General features: G+C 64.0%; 22 protein-coding genes. 9 read left to right on the forward strand and 13 right to left on the reverse strand.

Annotated elements, in window-relative coordinates:
* Nucleotides 1–33: 33 nt before the first annotated feature.
* The gene (locus CXY70_RS08305) at nucleotides 34–3,438 is read right to left on the reverse strand and encodes a pyruvate carboxylase (protein WP_104191902.1); all 3,405 of its coding nucleotides are present in this window, start codon (nucleotides 3,436–3,438) and stop codon (nucleotides 34–36) included.
* Nucleotides 3,439–3,516: 78 nt separating this feature from the next.
* Here CXY70_RS08305 and CXY70_RS08310 point away from each other — a divergent pair, with 78 nt between their 5' ends.
* Nucleotides 3,517–4,329, forward strand: a complete 813-nt coding sequence (locus CXY70_RS08310) for a ParA family protein (protein WP_104191903.1) — start codon at nucleotides 3,517–3,519, stop codon at nucleotides 4,327–4,329.
* A gap of 155 nt (nucleotides 4,330–4,484) precedes the next feature.
* Here the strand turns inward: CXY70_RS08310 and CXY70_RS08315 are convergent, their stop codons facing one another.
* From CXY70_RS08315 to CXY70_RS08345, 7 genes are all read right to left on the reverse strand, one after another.
* Entirely contained in the window at nucleotides 4,485–5,036 is a 552-nt protein-coding gene (locus CXY70_RS08315) for a MerR family transcriptional regulator (protein WP_104191904.1), read from the reverse strand.
* A 279-nt stretch (nucleotides 5,037–5,315) separates the two neighbouring features.
* Complete coding sequence (locus CXY70_RS08320; protein WP_104192005.1) at nucleotides 5,316–6,014, reverse strand: MerR family transcriptional regulator; 699 nt, start codon at nucleotides 6,012–6,014, stop codon at nucleotides 5,316–5,318.
* A gap of 35 nt (nucleotides 6,015–6,049) precedes the next feature.
* Complete coding sequence (locus CXY70_RS08325) at nucleotides 6,050–6,484, reverse strand: FHA domain-containing protein (protein ID WP_104192006.1); 435 nt, start codon at nucleotides 6,482–6,484, stop codon at nucleotides 6,050–6,052.
* A 193-nt stretch (nucleotides 6,485–6,677) separates the two neighbouring features.
* Entirely contained in the window at nucleotides 6,678–7,292 is a 615-nt protein-coding gene (locus tag CXY70_RS08330; protein ID WP_233205832.1) for a CDP-alcohol phosphatidyltransferase family protein, read from the reverse strand.
* Nucleotides 7,293–7,320: 28 nt separating this feature from the next.
* The gene (locus CXY70_RS08335; protein WP_199183402.1) at nucleotides 7,321–7,836 is read right to left on the reverse strand and encodes an NUDIX domain-containing protein; all 516 of its coding nucleotides are present in this window, start codon (nucleotides 7,834–7,836) and stop codon (nucleotides 7,321–7,323) included.
* A 56-nt stretch (nucleotides 7,837–7,892) separates the two neighbouring features.
* Nucleotides 7,893–8,447: an adenine phosphoribosyltransferase gene (locus CXY70_RS08340; RefSeq protein WP_104191905.1), complete on the reverse strand. Its 555-nt coding sequence runs from the start codon at nucleotides 8,445–8,447 to the stop codon at nucleotides 7,893–7,895.
* A gap of 42 nt (nucleotides 8,448–8,489) precedes the next feature.
* A complete protein-coding gene (locus CXY70_RS08345) occupies nucleotides 8,490–9,032 on the reverse strand; it encodes a MarR family winged helix-turn-helix transcriptional regulator (RefSeq protein ID WP_158250935.1) in 543 nt (180 codons plus the stop codon).
* An 81-nt stretch (nucleotides 9,033–9,113) separates the two neighbouring features.
* Between CXY70_RS08345 and idi the strand changes: the two genes are divergently transcribed.
* Genes idi through CXY70_RS08385 form a run of 8 tightly spaced genes read left to right on the forward strand, consistent with a single transcriptional unit; the run spans nucleotide 9,114 to nucleotide 15,165 of the window.
* Nucleotides 9,114–9,659, forward strand: a complete 546-nt coding sequence (gene idi / locus CXY70_RS08350; protein ID WP_104191907.1) for an isopentenyl-diphosphate Delta-isomerase — start codon at nucleotides 9,114–9,116, stop codon at nucleotides 9,657–9,659.
* The gene (locus tag CXY70_RS08355) at nucleotides 9,652–10,698 is read left to right on the forward strand and encodes a polyprenyl synthetase family protein (protein WP_158250936.1); all 1,047 of its coding nucleotides are present in this window, start codon (nucleotides 9,652–9,654) and stop codon (nucleotides 10,696–10,698) included. Before idi ends, CXY70_RS08355 begins: the two co-directional genes overlap by 8 nt.
* A gap of 11 nt (nucleotides 10,699–10,709) precedes the next feature.
* On the forward strand, nucleotides 10,710–11,618 hold the full coding sequence (locus tag CXY70_RS08360) for a phytoene/squalene synthase family protein (protein WP_233205833.1): 909 nt from the start codon (nucleotides 10,710–10,712) through the stop codon (nucleotides 11,616–11,618).
* Nucleotides 11,615–13,222 (forward strand): phytoene desaturase family protein, encoded by a 1,608-nt coding sequence (gene crtI / locus CXY70_RS08365; protein WP_104191909.1) that lies wholly within the window; start codon nucleotides 11,615–11,617, stop codon nucleotides 13,220–13,222. The genes CXY70_RS08360 and crtI overlap by 4 nt, the downstream gene beginning before the upstream one ends.
* Nucleotides 13,219–13,542: a lycopene cyclase domain-containing protein gene (locus CXY70_RS08370; protein WP_104191910.1), complete on the forward strand. Its 324-nt coding sequence runs from the start codon at nucleotides 13,219–13,221 to the stop codon at nucleotides 13,540–13,542. The genes crtI and CXY70_RS08370 overlap by 4 nt, the downstream gene beginning before the upstream one ends.
* The gene (locus CXY70_RS08375; protein WP_104191911.1) at nucleotides 13,539–13,859 is read left to right on the forward strand and encodes a lycopene cyclase domain-containing protein; all 321 of its coding nucleotides are present in this window, start codon (nucleotides 13,539–13,541) and stop codon (nucleotides 13,857–13,859) included. Before CXY70_RS08370 ends, CXY70_RS08375 begins: the two co-directional genes overlap by 4 nt.
* The gene (locus CXY70_RS08380) at nucleotides 13,852–14,751 is read left to right on the forward strand and encodes a prenyltransferase (RefSeq protein WP_104191912.1); all 900 of its coding nucleotides are present in this window, start codon (nucleotides 13,852–13,854) and stop codon (nucleotides 14,749–14,751) included. Before CXY70_RS08375 ends, CXY70_RS08380 begins: the two co-directional genes overlap by 8 nt.
* Nucleotides 14,752–14,787: 36 nt before the next feature.
* A complete protein-coding gene (locus tag CXY70_RS08385) occupies nucleotides 14,788–15,165 on the forward strand; it encodes an RNA-binding S4 domain-containing protein (protein WP_104191913.1) in 378 nt (125 codons plus the stop codon).
* Nucleotides 15,166–15,197: 32 nt separating this feature from the next.
* Here CXY70_RS08385 and csrA read toward each other — a convergent pair whose 3' ends face one another.
* From csrA to CXY70_RS08410, 5 genes are read right to left on the reverse strand one after another with little or no spacing between them, the layout of a single operon-like run.
* The gene (gene csrA / locus CXY70_RS08390; RefSeq protein ID WP_104191914.1) at nucleotides 15,198–15,509 is read right to left on the reverse strand and encodes a carbon storage regulator CsrA; all 312 of its coding nucleotides are present in this window, start codon (nucleotides 15,507–15,509) and stop codon (nucleotides 15,198–15,200) included.
* A gap of 9 nt (nucleotides 15,510–15,518) precedes the next feature.
* Nucleotides 15,519–16,535, reverse strand: coding sequence for a hypothetical protein (locus CXY70_RS08395; protein WP_146066094.1), 1,017 nt, complete (start codon nucleotides 16,533–16,535; stop codon nucleotides 15,519–15,521).
* Nucleotides 16,510–18,561: a flagellar biosynthesis protein FlhA gene (locus CXY70_RS08400; RefSeq protein ID WP_104191916.1), complete on the reverse strand. Its 2,052-nt coding sequence runs from the start codon at nucleotides 18,559–18,561 to the stop codon at nucleotides 16,510–16,512. Before CXY70_RS08400 ends, CXY70_RS08395 begins: the two co-directional genes overlap by 26 nt.
* A complete protein-coding gene (locus CXY70_RS08405; RefSeq protein WP_104191917.1) occupies nucleotides 18,558–19,697 on the reverse strand; it encodes a flagellar biosynthesis protein FlhB in 1,140 nt (379 codons plus the stop codon). The genes CXY70_RS08400 and CXY70_RS08405 overlap by 4 nt, the downstream gene beginning before the upstream one ends.
* On the reverse strand, nucleotides 19,698–20,456 hold the full coding sequence (locus CXY70_RS08410; protein WP_104191918.1) for a flagellar biosynthetic protein FliR: 759 nt from the start codon (nucleotides 20,454–20,456) through the stop codon (nucleotides 19,698–19,700).

Here is a 20,456-nt window from a genome sequence, read left to right on the forward strand (position 1 = left end):
TACATCCTCAACTGGTCGATAACGGCCCTAATCTTAGCGTGGACGCACCGAGACGAGCAGATCGCCCGCATCGACCTGCTGGGTGAGCGGGATGGCGACGCGTTCGATGGTCCCGGCGATCGGCGAGGTGATCGCCGCTTCCATCTTCATGGCTTCGATCGACGCGACGCTCTGGCCGGCTTCGACGTGCGTACCCTCTTCGACCTGCAGGGTGACCACGCCGGAGAACGGGGCGGCGATCTGGCCGGGCTGGTTGGCATCCGCTTTCTCGGCGACCTTGGTTTGCACGGTGATGCTCGTGTCACGCACGAACACCGGGCGAAGCTGGCCGTTGAGAATGGTCATGACGGTGCGCATGCCCTTGTCGTCGGCCTCACCGATCGCTTCAAGGCCCACGTAGAGCCGCACACCCTTGGCAATTTCAACGGCATGCTCCTGGCCCTGCTGAAGGCCGTAGAGGTAGTCGACGGTGTCGACAACCGAGAGGTCGCCGTAGCTTTCCCTGACCTGTTCGAATTGGCGGGTCGGCGCGGGGAACAAGAGCTGATTGAGCATGGCACGACGTTCCACACTCGAGGCGCCGAGCGCGGCGCGCTCCCCCGCGGTGATCTCGGTGACGCCGACGCGCACGTCACGTCCCGCGAGCACCTTGGTGCGAAACGGCTCGGGCCAGCCGCCGGGCAGGTCTCCGAGCTCGCCCGCCATGAAGCCGATGACCGAGTCGGGGACATCGTAGTTGCCCGGGTTTTGCTCGAAGTCGGCCGGATCGGCCTTCACCGCGGCGAGGTAGAGGGCGAGGTCGCCGACCACCTTGGACGAGGGAGTGACCTTGGGAACTCGTCCAAGAATCGTGTTCGCGGCGGTGTACATGTCTTCGATCAGTTCGAAGTGGTCGGCCAGGCCGAGCGCGACGGCCTGGGTGCGCAGGTTCGACAGCTGCCCGCCGGGGATCTCGTGCGAATACACCCGGCCGGTCGGTGCGGACAGGCCCGATTCGAACGGGGAGTACAGGGTGCGCACGGCCTCCCAGTACGGCTCGAGGTCGGTCGTTGCCTTGAGCGAAATGCCGGTGTCGCGTTCGGTGTGGGCGAGGGCGGCCACGAGAGAGGATGCCGACGGCTGGCTGGTTGTGCCGGCCATCGGAGCGGATGCGACGTCGACGGCGTCGGCGCCGGCGCGAGCTGCGGCCAGCAGCGTGGCGAGCTGGCCGCCCGGGGTGTCGTGGGTGTGCACGTGGACGGGCAGGTCGAAGCGTTCCCGGAACGCGGCCACGAGCTTCTCGGCGGCGCTCGGCCGGAGCAACCCGGCCATGTCCTTGATGCCGATCACGTGCGCGCCGCTTTCAACGATCTGATCGGCCAGGCGCAGGTAGTAGTCGAGGGTGTAGAGATTCTCGGCCGGGTCGAGCAAATCTCCGGTGTAGCAGACAGCGACCTCGGCCAGGGCAGTGCCGGTATTCAGCACCGCGTCGATAGCCGGCCGCATCTGCGACACGTCGTTCAGTGCGTCGAAGATGCGAAAGATGTCCACGCCGGTGTCGGTCGCCTCGCGCACGAACGCGTCGGTCACCTCGGTCGGGTAGGGGGTGTAGCCCACTGTGTTGCGGCCGCGCAGCAGCATCTGCAGGTTGATGTTCGGCAGGGCCTCGCGCAGGCTCGCGAGGCGCTCCCACGGGTCTTCGCCGAGAAAACGCAGCGCCACGTCGTAGGTGGCGCCGCCCCAGGCCTCGACCGAAAGCAGCTGCGGCGTAAGCCGCGCGACATAGGGTGCAACGGCGACGAGGTCCTTGGTGCGCACCCGGGTCGCCAGCAGCGACTGGTGTGCATCCCGGAACGTCGTGTCGGTCACGGCCAGCGCGGTCTGGGCACGTAAGGAGGCGGCGAACTTGGTGGGGCCGAGCAGCTGCAGCTTCTGCCGCGAGCCGTCGGGGGCGGGCTGGGTGATGTCGAGCTGTGGCAGCTTGTCACGCGGGTGCACCGTGGTCGGCGGAGCGCCGTTGGGCTGGTTGACGGTGACCTCGGCGAGCCAGTTGAGAATCTTGGTGCCGCGGTCCTTGGATTCGCGGCCGCGCAGCAGCTCCGGGCGCTCGTCGATGAACGAGGTGCTGAGGTCGCCGGCAGCGAAGTCGGCGTCGTCGAGCACGGCCTGCAAAAAGGAGATGTTGGTGGACACGCCGCGAATGCGGAATTCGGCCAGCGCTCGCTTGGAGCGCACAACGGCGGCGGCGTAGTCCCGGCCGCGACAGGTTAGCTTGGCGAGCATCGAGTCGAAGTGTGGGCTGATCTGCGCGCCCGTGTTGATGGTTCCACCGTCCAGGCGGATGCCGGCGCCACCGGGTGAGCGATAGGTGGTGATCTTGCCGGTGTCGGGGCGGAACCCCGCCGCGGGGTCTTCGGTCGTGATGCGGCACTGCAGGGCTGCGCCGCGCAGGCGGATCTCGCCCTGGGTCAGGCCGATCTCTTCGAGGGTCTCCCCCGCAGCGATGCGAATCTGCGCCTGCACGAGGTCGACATCGGTGACCTCTTCGGTCACGGTGTGCTCCACCTGGATGCGGGGGTTCATCTCGATGAACACGTGCTGCCCGGCGCGTTCACCGACGGTGTCGAGCAAAAATTCGACGGTGCCCGCGTTGACATAGCCGATCGACCGCGCGAATTTGATCGCGTCGGCGTAGAGCTGCACCCGGATCTCATCGCTGAGGTTCGGCGCGGGGGCAATCTCAATCACCTTCTGGTGCCGACGCTGCACCGAGCAGTCGCGCTCGAACAGGTGCACGGTTTCGCCAGAAGCATCCGCCAGAATCTGCACCTCGATGTGTCGGGGGCGCAGCACCGCAGCCTCCAGGAACATCGTCGGGTCGCCGAAGGCACTGGTGGCCTCACGCATGGCCTCTTCAAGAGCCCCGCGCAGCTCGCTCTTCTTCGCCACCCGGCGCATGCCGCGTCCGCCACCGCCAGCGACGGCCTTGGCGAAGATGGGGAAGCCGATCTCATCGGCCTGGCTGATCAACAGTTCGACATCGGTCGACGGTTGTGTCGACTTGAGCACGGGTACGCCCGCAGCGATAGCGTGTTCCTTCGCGGTGACCTTGTTGCCGGCCATTTCGAGTACGTCGGCGCCCGGACCGATAAATGTGATGCCGGCAGCAACGGCCGCATCGGCCAGTTCGGGGTTCTCCGACAGAAAACCGTAGCCGGGATAAATGGCGTCGGCGCCACATTCCCTGGCCACGCGGATGATTTCGCTCACGTCGAGGTAAGCGCGAACCGGGTGCCCGACCTCACCAATCTGGTACGCCTCATCCGCTTTCAGACGGTGCAAAGAGTTGCGGTCCTCGAATGGAAACACCGCCACGGTCTTGGCTCCGAGCTCGTAAGCCGCGCGCATGGCACGAATCGCGATCTCTCCGCGGTTGGCAACAAGGATTTTCTCAAACATGCAAGCCTTTCGAGGGCGTACGTGGCACACAGCTAACGGTTAGGTTCTCTAACACTAGTGAAGGTAACGTTGCTACTCATGCACGTACTCAGCGTAAGTTCCCTCAAGGGTGGTGTCGGCAAGACCACTGTGACCCTTGGTCTGGCTTCTGCTGCCTTCGCCCGTGGCGTGCGAACACTCGTCGTGGATCTCGATCCGCAGTCCGATGTGTCAACCGGCATGGATATCCAGGTTGCCGGTCACCTCAATGTTGCCGATGTCCTTGGTTCGCCCAAAGAAAAGACGGTTCGCGCGGCGATCGCCCCGAGCGGATGGACCCGCAATCGCCCAGGCACCATCGACGTCATGATCGGGAGCCCTTCGGCGATCAATTTTGACGGGCCGCACCCGAGCATCCGCGATATCTGGAAACTCGAGGAGGCTCTCTCGACGATCGAGAAAGACTATGAGCTCGTGCTCATCGACTGTGCCCCCTCCCTCAACGCCCTTACGCGTACCGGCTGGGCTGCCAGCGACCGAGTTGCGGTCGTCACCGAGCCGGGGCTGTTCTCGGTCGCTGCTGCCGATCGTGCGCTACGTGCGATCGAAGAAATCCGTCGTGGCCTGAGCCCGCGACTGCAGCCGCTCGGCATCATCGTGAACCGGGCCCGTACAGCTTCGCTCGAGCACCAGTTCCGGATCAAAGAGTTGCGCGACATGTTCGGGCCGCTCGTGCTGAGCCCGCAGCTGCCGGAGCGCACATCGCTACAGCAGGCGCAGGGCGCCGCGAAGCCGCTGCACATCTGGCCGGGTGACAGTGCCCTCGAAATGGCCGGCTATTTTGACCAACTGCTCGACCGGGTGCTGCGTACAGCGCGCATCGGTGAGTACGCCGAGGCTCCCGTGGGTTAAGAGCTGTCTTCGGGTGCTGCGGCGTTCGAACCTGCTCGTCTGCGTCGTCGCCGAAACGGACCTGCACCAGGTGCGGTAGGTTGTTCGCCTCCCTCCAAACGGCGCAACTGCCGCGTACCGCGCTTTGGCGGCTATCGCGGCGGGGACAGCGAGAGCTAGGAGATTTTGCGGGTGGTACGGCGGGCAGCTAGCTCGTCGGTGGGGTCGACGGGCTGCATGTCGAGTTCGACCAGACTGGTCTCGACTTCGCGGAGCACCTTGCCGACGGCAATGCCGAAGACGCCCTGGCCACGGCTGACCAGGTCAATGACCTCGTCGTTGGAGGTGCACAGGTAGACGCTGGCGCCGTCACTCATGAGCGTGGTCTGCGCGAGGTCGCTGATACCCGACTCGCGCAGCTGGTTGACGGCGGTGCGAATTTGCTGCAGGGAGATGCCAGTGTCGAGCAGACGCTTGACGAGCTTGAGCACGAGAATGTCGCGAAAGCCGTAGAGGCGCTGGGAGCCGGAACCGGCCGCGCCGCGCACCGTGGGTTCAACCAGGCCAGTGCGGGCCCAGTAGTCGAGTTGACGATAGCTGATGCCGGCGGCGCGCGCGGCGACTGCACCGCGGTAGCCGGAGTTCTCATCAAGCTCGGGCATGCCATCGGTGAACAGCAGTCCTAACGAGTAACGCGAAGCGTCAGCATCAGGCTTGAGCTCACTCATAGGGTTGCCTCTCGGGGGTTCCATCGTGCGGTGACTGAACGCTGCAATCAAGCGAGACTCGGTCACGGTGGTGCGGAATCAAACTGGTGCGGACGTGCGGTAGTGCTGGTTTACGAAAACGTTGTGCTTGACGGCACTCCCTACGGTACCGAGGTGCAGGGCTTGTGGGCCTGACATCCGCTTGACCGGTTTGGCGTGTCGGTCGACTACAGTAAGCGGCAGCCGACGCGATTGGAACAAAGGCCGCTGGCGCCGCCTGTGCCTGCGCCAGTCTACGACCTACTTGGTCAGTCGGCCCAGTGCTGACCGAATCAGGCTGCCTCGAATAATCTCAAGCTGCCCGGCAATTTCCACGGCCATTTCAGCCGCCTTGGCCCGACTGGAGGCGTCTTTGCGACGGGAAAGCGGTACGAGAGCGCTTTCGATGAGGCCGAGTTCACGTTCAGCAGCCCCGCGAAAGCCCCGGAGGTGCCGTGGCTCGATCCCGCTGCGCTGCAGTTCGACGAGGGCACGCAGCACGCGCAGCACGCCGTCGCCGTAGTGTTCGGCGGGCAGAATAATCGACGCGGATACGGCGTCATGGAGGAGAGAGGCGGAGGCTCCGGCCTCGCGCAGCAGATCGTCGCGGGTCAAACGTCGCAACGTTCCTAGCATTGACGGTCCGGGGGTGGTTCCGCCCGGCAGCACCGGCGACAGCCCGGCATCCAGGTCGGCAAGATAGGAGCGGATGACTTTCAACGGCAGGTATTGATCGCGCTGCATCGACAGGATCAGTCTCAAACGATCGACATCGCTGGCGCAGAACTTACGATAACCGGATTCCGTGCGGGCCGGTGCAACGAGGCCCTGTTCCTCAAGGAAGCGCAGTTTCGATGGGGTCAGATCGGTAAATTCCGGCGTGAGTCGCGCCAGCACCTGGCCGATACTCAGCAGCGGCACTGATCCCGAAGCGTGCCCGTGAGCTGCCGATGAAGACACAGGCACGGAACGAGCCTGGGCGGAGTTTGCCGCCACTACTCGCTCGTCGCGCGGGCGAGGTCGAGGCGCGAAGCGTAGAAGGTGAGGCGAAACTTGCCAACCTGCACTTCGGCGCCGTCGGTCAGAGCAGCCGTTTCGATTCGTTCACCATCGAAGTAGGTGCCGTTGAGCGAACCGAGGTCTTTCACCGTAAATGATGTGCCGTTGCGCAGAAACTCGGCGTGCCGACGCGACACCGTGACATCGTCGAGAAAAATGTCAGCGTTGGGATGGCGACCGACGCTCGTGAGGTCAGCGTCGAGGAGAAAGCGGGCACCGGCATTGGGCCCGCGACGCACGACCATAAGTGCCGAACCCGAGGGCAAAGCCGCGATGGACTCCTGCTCCTCCACGGTCACGTTGGAATCGATGAACGCGATCTGGGCGGCGAACTCCTGGCTGAAGTTCATGGTTGTGTCGGTGCTGAGCATGTCGTGCACCGTCGTCGATTCGCCGGGCGTCTCGTCACCGGGCGAGCCAGGGTTGGAGGATGCTGGGGTTGACTGCGCCTTGCTGGGCATTGCTTCGCCTGTCGTCGGGTTTTCGCTCTGATCTGCGGGCACGGGCTCGTTCTGCTCCTTGAAATTGTTCTTTCCGGATTGATCGACCATCATGCACCTCCTATCATTCCAGCGTATCGGAAGATCCACCCGGGCCGACCCTCGGCAGTCGAATCACTCGCATCGCTTCAATGGCGTAGACGATGCCGGCCCACCAATACAGGAATGCGCCCCACAGGGCAAATGCCCACCCCACCGGTTGCGACCACCATTCCAGTTGCGGAAAGGCCTGCCCGAGCATGATCATCGGCAGTGCGTAGAACAGGCAGAAGGTAGCAACCTTGCCCAGGTCGTGCACCGGCAGCGGGCCAAACCCAAAGTTGGCGAGGATAACCCCGAGGATCAGCAGAAAAATGTCGCGTCCAACCACGATCAGCACAATCCACCACGGGACCAGATCACGCCAGGCGAGTCCGATCAGAGCGGCAAAGATATAGAGCCGATCGGCGGCCGGATCCAGCAACTGCCCGAGACGAGTGATCTGGTTCCAGCGCCGCGCGAGAAAGCCGTCGAGCCAGTCGCTGAAACTGGAGATGCTGAGCACGACCAAGGCCCAGGCATCCTCTCCCTGGGCGAGGAGCACGAGAAAAACCGGCACCAGCAGCAACCGCAGAAAGCTCAGCATGTTGGGTAGGTTGAACACCCGATCGCTCACCACGCCGTTCGTTGCCCCTGTCACAGTGCGAGTCTATCGAGTAGGGCCAGATTCAGCCCAGCTGCCCGCGCAGTGTGGGCCAGCTGGCGGCAAAACCAGGATGGAGGGCGAGGAGGTCAACGGTATCGGTCGATACCCAACGCAGGGCGATGCTTTCCTGGTCGCTGATGACGGGTGTAAATTCCTGCGTCGCCTCCACGACGACGGTGGTGTATGACCAGAATCCGAGGTCGAGTACAGAGATGAATTTAACCTGCACCAGGTCGGCTGGCACGCCGGCTTCCTCCCTGGCTTCGCGCAGAGCAGCGTCGATCGCGCTTTCATTTTCGTGGCGAGCACCACCGGGCAGCCCCCAGGTGTCGCCGAAATGGCTCCACAGCGCGCGGTGCTGCAGCAACACTCCCCGGCGGGGGTGGTGCACGAGAAGTCCGGCGGCACCGAATCGGCCCCAAAATTTGCGGCCGTCGGGAGCGTGCACCCACGCATCGCCGCTGTCCAGATTGGGGCTTGCCGGGGGGATTGCAGCCCCGTGCGCCCGGTTTGCATCGACACCCGAACTGTCAGTCATGTTTCAAGCATGCCCCACACACGCGCCAGGTTCGTGCGCAACATCGTCCGATCCACCTAGATCGACATGATCGCGTGCACCGGCGCAGTGCCGAGCCGTTCACGGCCGTGCAGGTCGATGAGCTCGAGCACGACGCCGACACCGGTGAGGGTATAGCCAGCCCGCTCGATGAGGCGGCTCGTGGCCGCAATCGTGCCGCCGGTGGCGAGTACATCGTCGAGGATGAGCACGCGAGTACCGGCCGGAAGCTGCCCGACTTCGAGTTCGAGACGGGCCGAGCCGTACTCCAGGTCGTATTCTTCGATCAAGACGGTGCCGGGCAGCTTGCCGCCCTTACGCACGGCCAGCACGGCGGCATTGGCCGCATAGCCGACGGCGGCGGCCAGCAGAAAGCCGCGTGCTTCGATGCCCGCTACGGCGTCGAACTGTCCGCGGTGCTGATCGGCGAGGTCATCGACGATCGCGCGAAAAGCGACGGCATCGGCAAAGACCGGGTTGAGGTCGCGAAACAGGATATTTGGCTGAGGAAAGTCAGGGTAGGAGGCCAGCAGAGCCTCGACGTGGGCGGCGGCCGATGACGGCGAAGCGTTAGGTGCAAAGAGATGAGTCACTGCTTCATCTTAAGCGGCACGGGTATCACCGACAGAACGGTGTCAAGACTCAACTGACTGCTCGACAGTGGTCGCTTCGGCACGTGGCATGACGGCGATGGCGCTCATGGCGTCGAGAAAGTGCACCACGGCCGCCTGCTGGTCGGCCGTAAGGTCGAGGGCGACCTTCATCAGCTGCTCGTGGGTACCCGACAGCGCCCGTCGCATCTGGATGTGCGATGTCTCTGTGGCGAACAGCCTTTGGGCACGGCCGTCGTCGGGATCCACCTCACGGCGAATGTGACCGGAGGCCGTGAGCCTGGAGAGGAGTTTTGCCGTGGCGGCAGACGAGATATTTAGGAATTCGCTCAGGTATTTGGGGCTGGCAACCTGGTTCTCGCGTTCGCAGGCGATGAGGTGACGAAGGGCCACTAGGTCGGTTTCGTTGATGCACATGTCGGCCTGGGCGCGACGACGCATCATGGCATCAGCAACTCGAAACCGACGTACGGCGCGCAAAACCACTGTCGCCGAAGAAACTCCAGCATTCTTCGGGTCGTACCAGTACGTCCCTGCTGCTTGCGGGATACTCTCATCGTGGGACATATGCCCATGGTAACGTGAGCACTCGCTAACTTGGTTAGTTATTCTAATCAAGATCAGGCTAAAACCGACAAGGGGGCCCGCGTGGAGACCACAAACGCTCTTGATGAACATGTAATTCTTCTCGATGAGGAGGGCCGTCACATTGGCACGGCGCCGAAGTACAGCGTGCACGGAGCGGACACTGTGCTGCACCTGGCATTTTCCTGCTACGTCTTCAACCCGCTTGGCGAGGTGCTCGTCACCCGCCGCGCGCTGACTAAGAAGGCGTGGCCGGGAGTATGGACCAACTCCTTTTGTGGGCATCCGCTGCCCGCTGAACCACTGACGCAGGCTGTCACCCGCCGGGCCACCTTTGAACTCGGACTTGAGCTCGAGCTCGACACTCTCGACCTGGCGCTGCCTCTGTTCCGTTACCGTGCCACTGACAGCAGCGGAGTCGTCGAAAACGAAATCTGCCCGGTCTACCTCGCCACAACCGTGCAGGAGCCGACTCCGAACCCTGACGAGGTCGCCGAGTTCACCTGGACGCGACCGGCAGACCTGTCCCGTGCGGTGGCGGATGCCCCGTGGGCCTTTAGTCCGTGGATGGCGTTGCAGGTGCAACAGCTGGAGAGTTTTCGTGCTTGACACGGTTGCGAAAGGCGTCGAGACCGAGCTCACCCGTTTTTTTGCCACGGCACGACTGCGGGCGACTGACTATGGCGAACACTATGTTGCCCTCTGGGATTCTCTGGAGCAGGCCAGCAGCGGCGGTAAACGGGTACGGCCCGCCCTCGTACTGGCGGCTTATGCCGGTTTCGGTGGGCGCGATCAGGCCCTAGTGTCACCGGTCGCGGTGAGCTTCGAACTGTTACACACGGCGTTCCTGATTCACGACGATGTGATTGACCGCGACCTGGCCCGGCGCGGAGTGGCCAACATCGCCGGCCGATTCAACGACCGCGCTCTCGCGCACGGAGCCGCCACTGATCAGGCCGGTGTTTGGGGCACCGCTGCGGCCATTCTCGCGGGCGACCTCGCGCTGAGTGAAGCGCATCGCGCGCTCGCGAAACTGCCGGTCGACGTGCCCACTCGGCTGCGGCTGCTCGACTTGCTCGACCGAGCAGTCTTCGTCTCGGCCGCCGGGGAGTTGGCCGACGTGACCAACAGCTCGGCGGAACATCCGCTCACCGTGGCCGAGGTCATCGCCACGCTGGAGAATAAGACCGCCGTCTACTCGTTCGAAGCGCCATTACAGGCCGGGGCCGTGCTGGCCGGCGCGTCGGCCGAGGCAATTCGCCTGCTCGGGCACTACGGACGCCTCGTCGGGGTGGCTTTTCAGCTCACCGACGATTTGCTCGGTGTATTTGGCGACCCCGTCAAGACCGGCAAGAGTGTCACCGCCGACTTGCGGGAGGGCAAACAGACCGCGCTGATCGCCCACGCCGGCGGCACCCAGAGTTGGTCGCTGATTGCGCCCTACCTCGGCAAGATCGATCTCAGCGACGAGGAGGCCGAGCGGGCGCGGGAGCACCTGCGGGCGTGCGGTGCGAAAGCGGCCGCTGAGGGGCTTGCCTACGACCATTCCCGTCTGGCGGTCGAAACACTCAACCCGGCAATCATCCCCAGAGACCTGCGGGCGAGCCTGATCGAGCTGGCCGAGACCGCCGTGAATCGGGCCCGCTAGTGAGCCAACGCATGAGCCACCTGCCAGCCGTGCCAGTGCGAATGCGCTCTGATACGAATTTATACAAGTACGCGCAGACGGCGCAGGCCAGTTCGACAACGGTGATCGGACATTATTCCACCTCGTTTGGACTCGCCGCTCGGCTGCTGAGCGCCCAGGTGCGCACGCCCGTACGCACGATCTATGCCCTGGTCCGTATTGCCGACGAGATCGTCGACGGAGCTGCGGCGGAGGCCGGCGTCTCGGTTGCCGAACAGCGGCAGCTGCTCGACGAGCTCGAAATCGAGACCGAACGCGCGATCGTGCGCGGCTACAGCACCAATCTCGTGGTGCACGCTTTCGCCTCGACGGCCAGGCAGTGCGGCATCGACTCCAGCCTGATCGCACCCTTTTTCGCGTCGATGCGCCGCGATCTCGATCCGACCCCATTTAGCGCCGAAGGCGTCGCCGAGTACATTTACGGCTCTGCGGAAGTGATCGGGCTCATGTGCCTGCGCTGTTTCGTGCACGGAACCCCGCGCAGCGCCACCGAACTGGGCTTGCTTGAAGATGGCGCACGCCACCTCGGTGCTGCGTTTCAGAAGATCAACTTTCTGCGCGACCTGTCATGTGATCGCGAGATACTCGGCCGCAACTACTTTCCGGGGGTCGATCCCCTCAACCTCAGCGACGAACAGAAGAACGTCATTCTGGATGACATCGACGCCGATTTGTCCATTGCCAGCGCTGTTTTGCCGTTGTTGCCGCCCGGTTGCCGGCGGGCCGTGGCCGCGGCCCAAGGGCTGTTCACTCGGTTGTCCAAGCGGTTGCGGTCGACCCCGGCCGATCAGTTATTACGCTCCCGCGTGCGGGTGCCAGATGGAGAGAAACTCATGATCGCACTGACCTCGAGCATCGGCCCCGGCGCGTGGAAGCGATGACACGCACCATCGTGATCGGTGGCGGTATCGCCGGTCTGGCCAGCGCCGCCCTGCTGGCCCGCGAAGGCCACGACGTCACGCTGCTGGAATCCCAGGCGGAACTCGGCGGGCGTGCCGGACTGTGGGAGGCCGAAGGATTCCGCTTCGATACCGGCCCGTCGTGGTACCTGATGCCCGAGGTTTTCGAGCACTTCTACCGTTTGTTCGGCACGAGCGCGGCGGAGCAGCTCGACCTCGTGAAACTGGATCCCGGCTACCGGGTGCTCTTTGAGGGCGATACCCAGCCGGTTGATATTCGCAGCGACCGCGCCGCAAACATCCGCTTGTTCGAGTCGGTGCAACCGGGCGCCGGCCGAGCGCTCGACCGCTACCTCGACTCGGCCATCGAAACCTACGACATGGCCGTGAAACGGTTTTTGTACTCGAGCTTTGAGTCGTTCCGACCGTTTCTGGTACCCGACGTGCTGCGGCGCCTGGCGCGGTTGGCTCGACTGCTGATGCAGCCACTCGACAAGTTCATCGCCGGGTATGTGCGGGACCCGCGACTGCGTCAGATTCTCGGGTATCCGGCCGTTTTTCTGGGGTCCGCGCCGAACCTGACACCGTCGATGTACCACTTGATGAGCCATCTCGACCTCGCCGACGGGGTGCTCTACCCGCAGGGCGGCTTCAGCACGCTGATCGAGAGCATCGCCTCAATCGCCCGCGCCGAAGGTGTTCAAATTATCGCCGAAGCGCGAGTGAGCGCCATTCGAGCCCGCGCCGACAAGACGGTGCACGGGGTCAGTTACATCGACAGCTCCGGACAACAGCAAGACCTCGACGCCGACATCGTGGTGTCGTCCGCCGACCTGCACCATACCGAGACCGAACTGGTTCCCGCCGAGTTGCAGACGTATCCGGAGCGTTGGTGGGACAAGCGTATGTCGGGTCCCGGTGCCGTGCTGGTCATGCTCGGCGTGAGCGGCCCACTGCCCCAGCTGCAGCACCACTCCTTGTTTTTCACGACCGACTGGGGCACGAACTTCAAACAGATCTTCGGCAAGAAGACCTCCGTACCGTCCCCGGCCTCGCTGTACGTGTGTATGCCGAGCGCGACCGACCCCTCGGTCGCGCCTGCCGGCGACAGCAACCTGTTCATGCTGGTGCCCGTACCGGCCGATGTCGCTCTCGGTGCTGGGGGCATCAACGGCACCGGTTCGGCCACGATCGAGCTCATAGCGGATGCCGCCATCGCGCAGGTCGCCCAGTGGGCCGGCATACCCGACCTCGGCGAACGCGTCACGGTGCGACGCACGGTCGGCCCGGCCGACTTCGCCGACGACCTGAACAGCTGGAAGGGCGGCGCCCTTGGCCCAGCGCACACCCTGCGGCAAAGTGCTTTCCTGCGCGGAACGAACATGTCCAAGAAGATTGCGGGTCTTTACTATGCCGGCGGTACCACCATCCCCGGTATCGGCCTGCCGATGTGCCTGATCAGCGCTGAAATCCTGCTCAAAAGGATTCGGCATGACACCACGACGGAACCGCTCGCCGAGCCGCTGCCGGCACGCTACGCGGGCCCGGACGCGGCCTCAGCGGAGTCTGCGCACAGGCGGTCGTGAGCGTTCTGTACCTGCTGGCGTTGCTCGTGGCGCTAGGAGGTATGACCGTTCTGGATTGGCGCTTCCACCTCTTCTTCTGGTGCTCGCCCCTCCGGGCCACCCTGGTGCTCGGCATCGGGGTGTTGTTCTTTCTCGTCTGGGACCTCGCCGGTATCGGCCTCGGCATTTTCTACCGGGGTGAGACCACGCTGATGACCGGCGTGCAGCTGGCGCCGGAACTGCCGCTCGAGGAACTCTTCTTCCTCATTTTTCTCTGCTATCTGACGATGAATCTCGTGCAGGCTACCCGACTCGTACTGGCGCGGCGGGCAGCGCGATGACGTATTTGTTGTTGAATGCGGTCTTCCTCGTCGTTGCCGCGCTGGTGGCCGTCGTGGCGGCGAAGCGCCGGCTCATCCCGGTTCGTCTCGTCTCAGCCGTGGCTGGTGCGCTCACGCTCACGCTGCTGCTCACTGCCGTGTTCGATAACCTGATGATCGGGGCTGGACTGTTCAGCTACGACCCAGAGCACATTTCGGGTGTGTTGATCGGCCTCGCCCCGATCGAAGATTTTGCGTACCCACTGGCCGCGGCGATTCTGCTTCCGGCGCTGTGGGTGATTTCGGGCGGTACCAGGTTAGGACGAACGGATGACTGAGCAGATCGGTACCACAGGATGGAAAACCCGGCAGGTCGTGTTGTCGTCGCGGCCGCTCAACTGGGTCAACACGGCTTTTCCCTTTGCCGCCGCGTATGTGGTGACCAGCGGGCGCATCGACGCGATGTTGATCGTGGGCACGCTGTTCTTCCTCATTCCCTACAACCTGCTCATGTACGGCATCAACGACGTCTTCGACTACGAGTCGGATTTGCGCAATCCACGAAAAGGCGGCGTTGAGGGCGCACTCCTGCACCCTGCACTGCACCAAACGGTCATCGCTGCGGGGGTCGTTTCGGCGGTAATTGTGGGCGGGGCGATGGTCGTGTTGGCGGGAGCGGGGCATCCGCTCTCCTGGGTGGTGATTGCCGTAAGCCTGTTCGCGGTCGTGGCCTACTCGGTGCGCGGGCTGCGGTTCAAGGAACGGCCCCTCCTGGACTCGATCACCTCGAGTACCCACTTTCTCAGCCCCGCCGTGTACGGGCTCGTGGTGGCCGGCGCCACAGTCGACTTCGGGCTGCTCGCCCTACTCGCGGCGTTCTTTCTATGGGGAATGGCCAGCCACGCCTTCGGCGCGGTGCAGGACATCGAGCCCGACCGCCAGGCCGGGATTGCGTCGATCGCAACCGCGCTCGGTGCCTCGCAAACCGTGCGGCTCGCAATCACTTTCTGGACCGTGGCCGGCCTGCTCATGCTCGCCACCCCTTGGCCGGGGCCGCTCGCGGCGGCGCTGGCCGTTCCCTACATTCTGGCGGTGCTGCCGTTTTGGTCGGTTCGGGACGAGCAGTCGGAGCTCGCGAACCGTGGCTGGAAACGTTTTCTGTGGCTCAATTTCTTCACCGGTTTTCTCTCGACGCTGCTGCTGATCGTGTGGACGCGGCAGGGCGCCTGAGCGTTCGATTCGAGTACTTTCTATTACAGTGAACAGATGGAGCTAACATCTGCCCGCGTCGACAGTTGGAGCTGGGGTGTGCGCCTGTTCAAGACCCGCTCGATGGCCACGACCGCCTGCCGCGCCGGACATGTGCGGGTGAACGGCGACAAGGCCAAGGCCGCGCAGGCCCTGCGTATCGGCGATGAGGTGCGTGTGCGCTCTGATGGCTTCGACCGGGTGCTGATCGTGTCACGCCTCGTGGTGAAACGGGTTGGAGCCGGTGTGGCTGCCGAATGCTATGTCGATAAGACTCCCCCGCCGCCGCCACGCGAGGAGGTAGCTCTGGTGCCTATGCGTGACCGCGGCGCCGGGCGGCCGACCAAACGTGAACGCCGGGAGATTGATGAGCTGCGCGGGCACGTCAACGAGTGACGGATGCTGTAGCAGCCGTCACTGGATCGGTTTCAGGCCTCTGCAGTCGGGTTCGGCAGCCGAGGTGTCGCGGTTTGCGGCTGGGGCTGACTCGACTGGGCTGATTGCAACGCGGCGAGAACTTCCAGCGACCTCTTGATTCGATCTTCGGCTGCAGTGTCGATCTGGCTTGCTGCGAGGTTGGCCTCACTGACCGCGCGCACGACCTCGTCGCGTTGAATCTTCACGCCCCGTGGTGCGTCGATTCCGATGCGCACGCTGTCGCCGCGGGCGTCAAGCACGGTGATGACGATATCGTCACCGATGAGGATCTTTTCCCCCGGTTTGCGTGTCAGAACGAGCATCTTTCCAGCCTACCGTTCGCGCTCGCCTGGTCGGGAATGCGGCGCGGCCGCGCGACGGCCAGTCGGCGCCGCGGCCGCCCGCCCGTCCATCCACTCCACCGGCAGGCCCAGGTCGTCGACAGTGGCCGGTGAGGTCGTGAACTGCCGGCCGAGCGCAGCGACCGCGTGCACCTGAACGCTGGTGAGCACCATGTTGACCCAGCGGATGGTGTCCTCTGCTTTTCGACTCGCGTCAACGACCACCCAGACCTGGTCCGCACCGATCTCGGTGAGCGCTGCCGCACGCGCAAGCGCGTCAGAGGCGGGTTCGAGCCCGTAGGCGATGAACGTGCTGTGGCCGATCTCCACGCCCTGGGCCCTGGCCAGCATGGCACCGCGCCGGTCATAGACCCGCTCTGTGCCGTCCTGCGGCAGCGTGCCGGAGGTGCGAAGGTCGCCCGCACCGGCCACGCGCAGCATCAGGCGCGCGATCGTGAGGGGGTCGTCCTCCAGTCCAATGATCAAGACCAGGTCCCCCGGCCTCGTAAGCGGGGTCGGTACCGGCGGGCGCGTAAGTGTCGGCGCTGGTGCAACGGGTGTAGGGGCAGGTGCCGAAGCGGATGCCGCAGTCGGAGCTCCTCGTGCTCCCCTGACCGGCTCAGGTTCCACAGCCGCAACAGCACCGCGGCCGGTGGCAAAGGTGAGTTCGTCCATGAGCCTGGCGAACGTGTCGGACGCGGTCGACAGCTGCGGCGACACCTGAGTGGGGTGCATCCTTAATTCGGTCTCGTCGGCGTCGTCGAGCAGCGCCGCTATGCCCAGCCGGGCCGAAATATCAAGGCCGGTGTGCGCCGATTTCTTGCGCTGTTCCGGTTCCTTGACCTCGACCGTGATCTCATAGTACTGGCGCGCGAAGAAGCCGCGGATGCCGCCGACGGTGACCCGCTCCGCGGCGATGATGGTGGCATTGGCGCCGTGCTCGGCGACGGCGCGTTCCTTCAACTCCCGCAGTGTTGGACCCTCAAGCAGAAATCGTTTCGGCTCCACGCACCACACCCACAGTCTCAATGGTCACGTTCGCCGATGTTACTTCCTGGTACGACAATACCGGCAGGCCACCGGTCTGCGTCGAAATAAGGCGACGGATAGCCGGTCGAAGCGCCGGTGCACACACCAGTACCGCGGTCTGACCGCTCGCCTCGACCTTGGCCACCGAGGTGCGTACCGAGGCGAGTACGTTCTCCAGGCGCGTCGGATCCATCAGAATCTGCGTTCCCTGATCTGAGGGGCGCAGGCCCTCGAGCATGGATTGTTCGAGGGTGGGGTCGATCATGATCACGCGCAGCAGCGTGCCGTCGAGATACTGCGCTGTCAGTGCCGGACCGAGAGCCAGGCGAGCGGCTTCGACGAGGCCCTCGGCATCGTTGGAAGCCTTAGCGCGCAGGGAAAGTGCCTCGTAGATGCGCGGCAGGTCATTGATCGGAATTTGCTCGACCAGCAGCCCCTGCAGCACCCGCTGAACCTCGGCGAGGGAGAGCAAGCCCGGAATGAGGTCGTCGACGGCCGATGGATTGACCTGTTTGACGCCATCCGTCAGCACCCGCACGTCTTCCCGGGTGAGCAGCCGGGCGGCGTTGGTGGTGATGATCGAGGAGAGGTGGGTGACCACGACCGAGACCCGATCGATCACGGTGGCTCCGGTCATCTCGGCGCTGTGCCGCATCTCGCTCGGCACCCATTTTCCGGCCAGGCCGAACACCGGTTCGATCGTGACCTGTCCTGGCAGGGTGTCGAGGGTGTCGCCGAGGGCCAGCACCTTGCCGGCTGGGGCCAGGCCACGCCCGTACTCGACGCCGGCAATGCGAATGACGTAGGTCGCTGGTGGCAGATCGACGCTGTCCCGGGTGCGCACCGGCGGCACGACCACACCGAGATCCATCGCGATTTTACGACGGAGACCGCGTACCCGGGCCAACAGATCGTCAGAGGCACCGGAGACGAGGTCGACGAGGTCGGGCGAGAGCATGATCTCCAGCGCATGCACGCGCATCTGCTCGATCAGGTCTTCGGTCGTGTCGGTTTTGGGAACGCTTTTCTCCGAGGCGGTGGTGGCCGCGATACTCGCCTGTTTGGTGACCTCGCCGGCCTTGATGCGTTGGGCGATCAGCATCAGCGCCATGCCGACGATGAGGAACGGCAGCACCGGCATGCCCGGAATGAGCGCCATCAGCACAGCGGCCGCCCCGGCAATGGTCAGCGCATTGCGCGACTGCATCAGCTGAGCGGATGCAGTCGAACCGATGTCGGTCTCCGCATTCGAGCGGGTCACGATCATACCGGTGGAGACGGCCATGAGTAGGGCCGGAACCTGGGTGACGAGGCCGTCGCCGATGGTTAGCAGCGCGTAGGTATTGACCGCCTCGCCGAGCTCCAGTCCGCGCTGCAGCATGCCCATGGCGATGCCGCCGATCAGGTTGATGATGATAATTATCAGTCCGGCGATCGCGTCGCCCTTGACGAACTTGGACGCACCGTCCATGGCGCCATAGAAATCGGCTTCGGCCGATACCTCGGCACGACGGTCCTTGGCCTCGGTGTCGGTGATCAGGCCAGCGTTGAGGTCGGCGTCGATGGCCATCTGCTTGCCGGGCATGGCGTCGAGGGTAAATCGGGCCCCGACCTCGGCTACACGCTCGGCGCCCTTGGTGACGACGACGAACTGGATGACGACGAGAATCATGAAGATGACCGCGCCGATGATGATCGAGCCGCCAACGGCGACGTGCCCGAAAGCCTCGATGACCTGGCCAGCATAACCTTCGCCGAGTACCAGGCGAGTGGAGGCCACATTGAGGCCGAGGCGAAACAAGGTCGCGACCAGAAGAAGCGATGGAAAAACCGAGAAGTCGAGCGGTTTCTTCACGAACATCGTGGTGAGCAGGGTGACCAGACCCAGCATGATGTTCAGAATGATCAGGACGTCGAGCAGGCCGGCTGGAATGGGCACGACCAACAGCAGGATGATGCCGACCACACCAACCGGAACAGCGAGCTTGATGAGATTGCGATTCACGAACGGCCTCCGGCAGTCTGCAGTGTTGATGTGGGTGTTGATGATGGCGCGGTCGCCAGCGCGCTCATGGTGTGGGTTCCCGCCGTGCTTCCCCGTTTCTGCAGGGCCATTACGAAGGCGAGCACCCTGGCAACGGCGCTATACAGTTCCGTGGGAATCTCTTCGCCGATTTCGCACGCCGCGTGCAGCGCCCGGGCGAGTGGGACATCCTGCACGATCGGCACCTGGTCGGTCTCGGCCTGCACGCGGATGCGGGCGGCCACGTGACCGATACCCTTGGCCACCACGCGCGGCGCGGATTTGCCCGGCTCGTATTTGAGGGCCACGGCCACGTGCGTGGGGTTGACCAGCACGACGTTGGCATCGGCGACCGAGGCGATCATGCGATTGCGACTCATCAGCAGCTGGCGGGAGCGGCGCTGCGATTTGATCATCGGGTCACCCTCTGCGGCCTTGTTCTCGTCGGTGACCTCCTTCTTCGTCATCATGGTTTTCTTGCGGTTGCGTTTCATGATGACGAAGATGTCGGCGACGGCAAGCACGAGGCCGGCCGCAACGGCTGCCTGCAGCAGTCCGGCCGTACCGCTGCTGGCGGCACTGAGTAATTCCGATACCGGCAGCCCCCCCGCAGTCAGCAACACCGGCATCAGTCCCTGAATCACCCACCAGAGTACGATTCCGACGGCGGCCGTCTTGGCGAGCACCTTGACGCCCTCCCATAGCGCCTGGGTGCCGAATACGCGTTTCATACCGGTGACGAGGTTGAACTGCTCGTATTTTCCGGTGAATTTCTTGAAGTGGATACCGCCCTGCAACGCAGCACCGCCCAGCACGACCACGAGCACCACGACAAAAAACGGAGTCAGGATATCGGTGAGCGACGCCAACCCGTTGCCGAGGGCTTCGACCGCCACGCTCGGGTCCGGAGCGCTGGCCAGGGTACCGATCAGATACATCTGGTCGGTACCCGCCGCACTGGCCGCTGCGATAGTGGCTGGCAGCATGAGGCCGGCGGCGCCAACGCCGACCCAGGCCGTGACATCCTGCGATTTAGACAGTTCACCCTTTTCGCGCACCCGCTTCATGCGTTTTTGGGTGGCCGGTTCGGTCTTTTCACCGGAATCAGTTTCGGACAATTACCTCACCCCCATGAGGGCATCGAGGGCTTGCCCGGTGAGTGAGGACACGATGCGCGGCAGGGCCATGAAGACCGTCCCAGCGAGCATCAGCGTGATGAGAATCTTCAGCGGAAAACCGAGGGCGAACGCGTTGAGCGCGGGGGCGACCCGGGTGAGGAGGCCGAGGCCGGCATCCGCTAAAAACAGCACGACAAGCAGGGGGCCGGCGATCTGCACGGCGGCGAGGAACATCTGGGTCGTGCCCGCGATTATGGCCTGCGCCGGAGCCGCCAGGTCCAGGCCAGAGCCGAGCGGGATGGCGGTGTAGCTGCGAAACAGGCCGCCGAGCACGAGTTGGTAGGCGCCAGAGGCGAACATCAGCGCGAGGGCGGTCATGTGAAACAGGCGGGTGAACTGGGCACCGTTGATCATGGACTGGGGGTCGAAGCCCTGCGCCATCTGGAACCCGCTGAACATGTCGATAAGACCACCGGCCGATTGCACGGCAGCGAAGACCAGGAAGACCAGAAAGCCCAGGGTGGCACCGACCAGAATTTCCAGAATCAGGGCGCCGACGAAGCCGGCGGTGTCTTGGGACACGTAGTCGGCGGTGACCCGCGGCGACACGGCCAGGGCCAGTCCGATGGCAAGCATGGCTTTGATCCGTGCGGGGATTGCGCGATACGAGAACGGCGGCGCGATGACCAGAAAGGCGACCATGCGCACACTGGCGAGCATGACCGCTTCGATCCAGGCGAAATTGAGGGTGAACTCCAC

The organism is Cryobacterium sp. Y82, from assembly GCF_002929495.1.
Lineage (GTDB): Bacteria > Actinomycetota > Actinomycetes > Actinomycetales > Microbacteriaceae > Cryobacterium > Cryobacterium serini.

Coding starts and splice junctions, on each gene's coding strand:
- CXY70_RS08305 (WP_104191902.1), bottom strand. CDS start 3,438: ATGTTTGAGAAAATCCTTGTTGCCAACCGCGGAGAGATCGCGATTCGT.
- CXY70_RS08310 (WP_104191903.1), top strand. CDS start 3,517: ATGCACGTACTCAGCGTAAGTTCCCTCAAGGGTGGTGTCGGCAAGACC.
- CXY70_RS08315 (WP_104191904.1), bottom strand. CDS start 5,036: ATGAGTGAGCTCAAGCCTGATGCTGACGCTTCGCGTTACTCGTTAGGA.
- CXY70_RS08325 (WP_104192006.1), bottom strand. CDS start 6,484: ATGCTCAGCACCGACACAACCATGAACTTCAGCCAGGAGTTCGCCGCC.
- CXY70_RS08335 (WP_199183402.1), bottom strand. CDS start 7,836: ATGACTGACAGTTCGGGTGTCGATGCAAACCGGGCGCACGGGGCTGCA.
- CXY70_RS08345 (WP_158250935.1), bottom strand. CDS start 9,032: ATGTCCCACGATGAGAGTATCCCGCAAGCAGCAGGGACGTACTGGTAC.
- CXY70_RS08360 (WP_233205833.1), top strand. CDS start 10,710: ATGAGCCACCTGCCAGCCGTGCCAGTGCGAATGCGCTCTGATACGAAT.
- crtI (WP_104191909.1), top strand. CDS start 11,615: ATGACACGCACCATCGTGATCGGTGGCGGTATCGCCGGTCTGGCCAGC.
- CXY70_RS08375 (WP_104191911.1), top strand. CDS start 13,539: ATGACGTATTTGTTGTTGAATGCGGTCTTCCTCGTCGTTGCCGCGCTG.
- CXY70_RS08380 (WP_104191912.1), top strand. CDS start 13,852: ATGACTGAGCAGATCGGTACCACAGGATGGAAAACCCGGCAGGTCGTG.
- CXY70_RS08385 (WP_104191913.1), top strand. CDS start 14,788: ATGGAGCTAACATCTGCCCGCGTCGACAGTTGGAGCTGGGGTGTGCGC.
- csrA (WP_104191914.1), bottom strand. CDS start 15,509: ATGCTCGTTCTGACACGCAAACCGGGGGAAAAGATCCTCATCGGTGAC.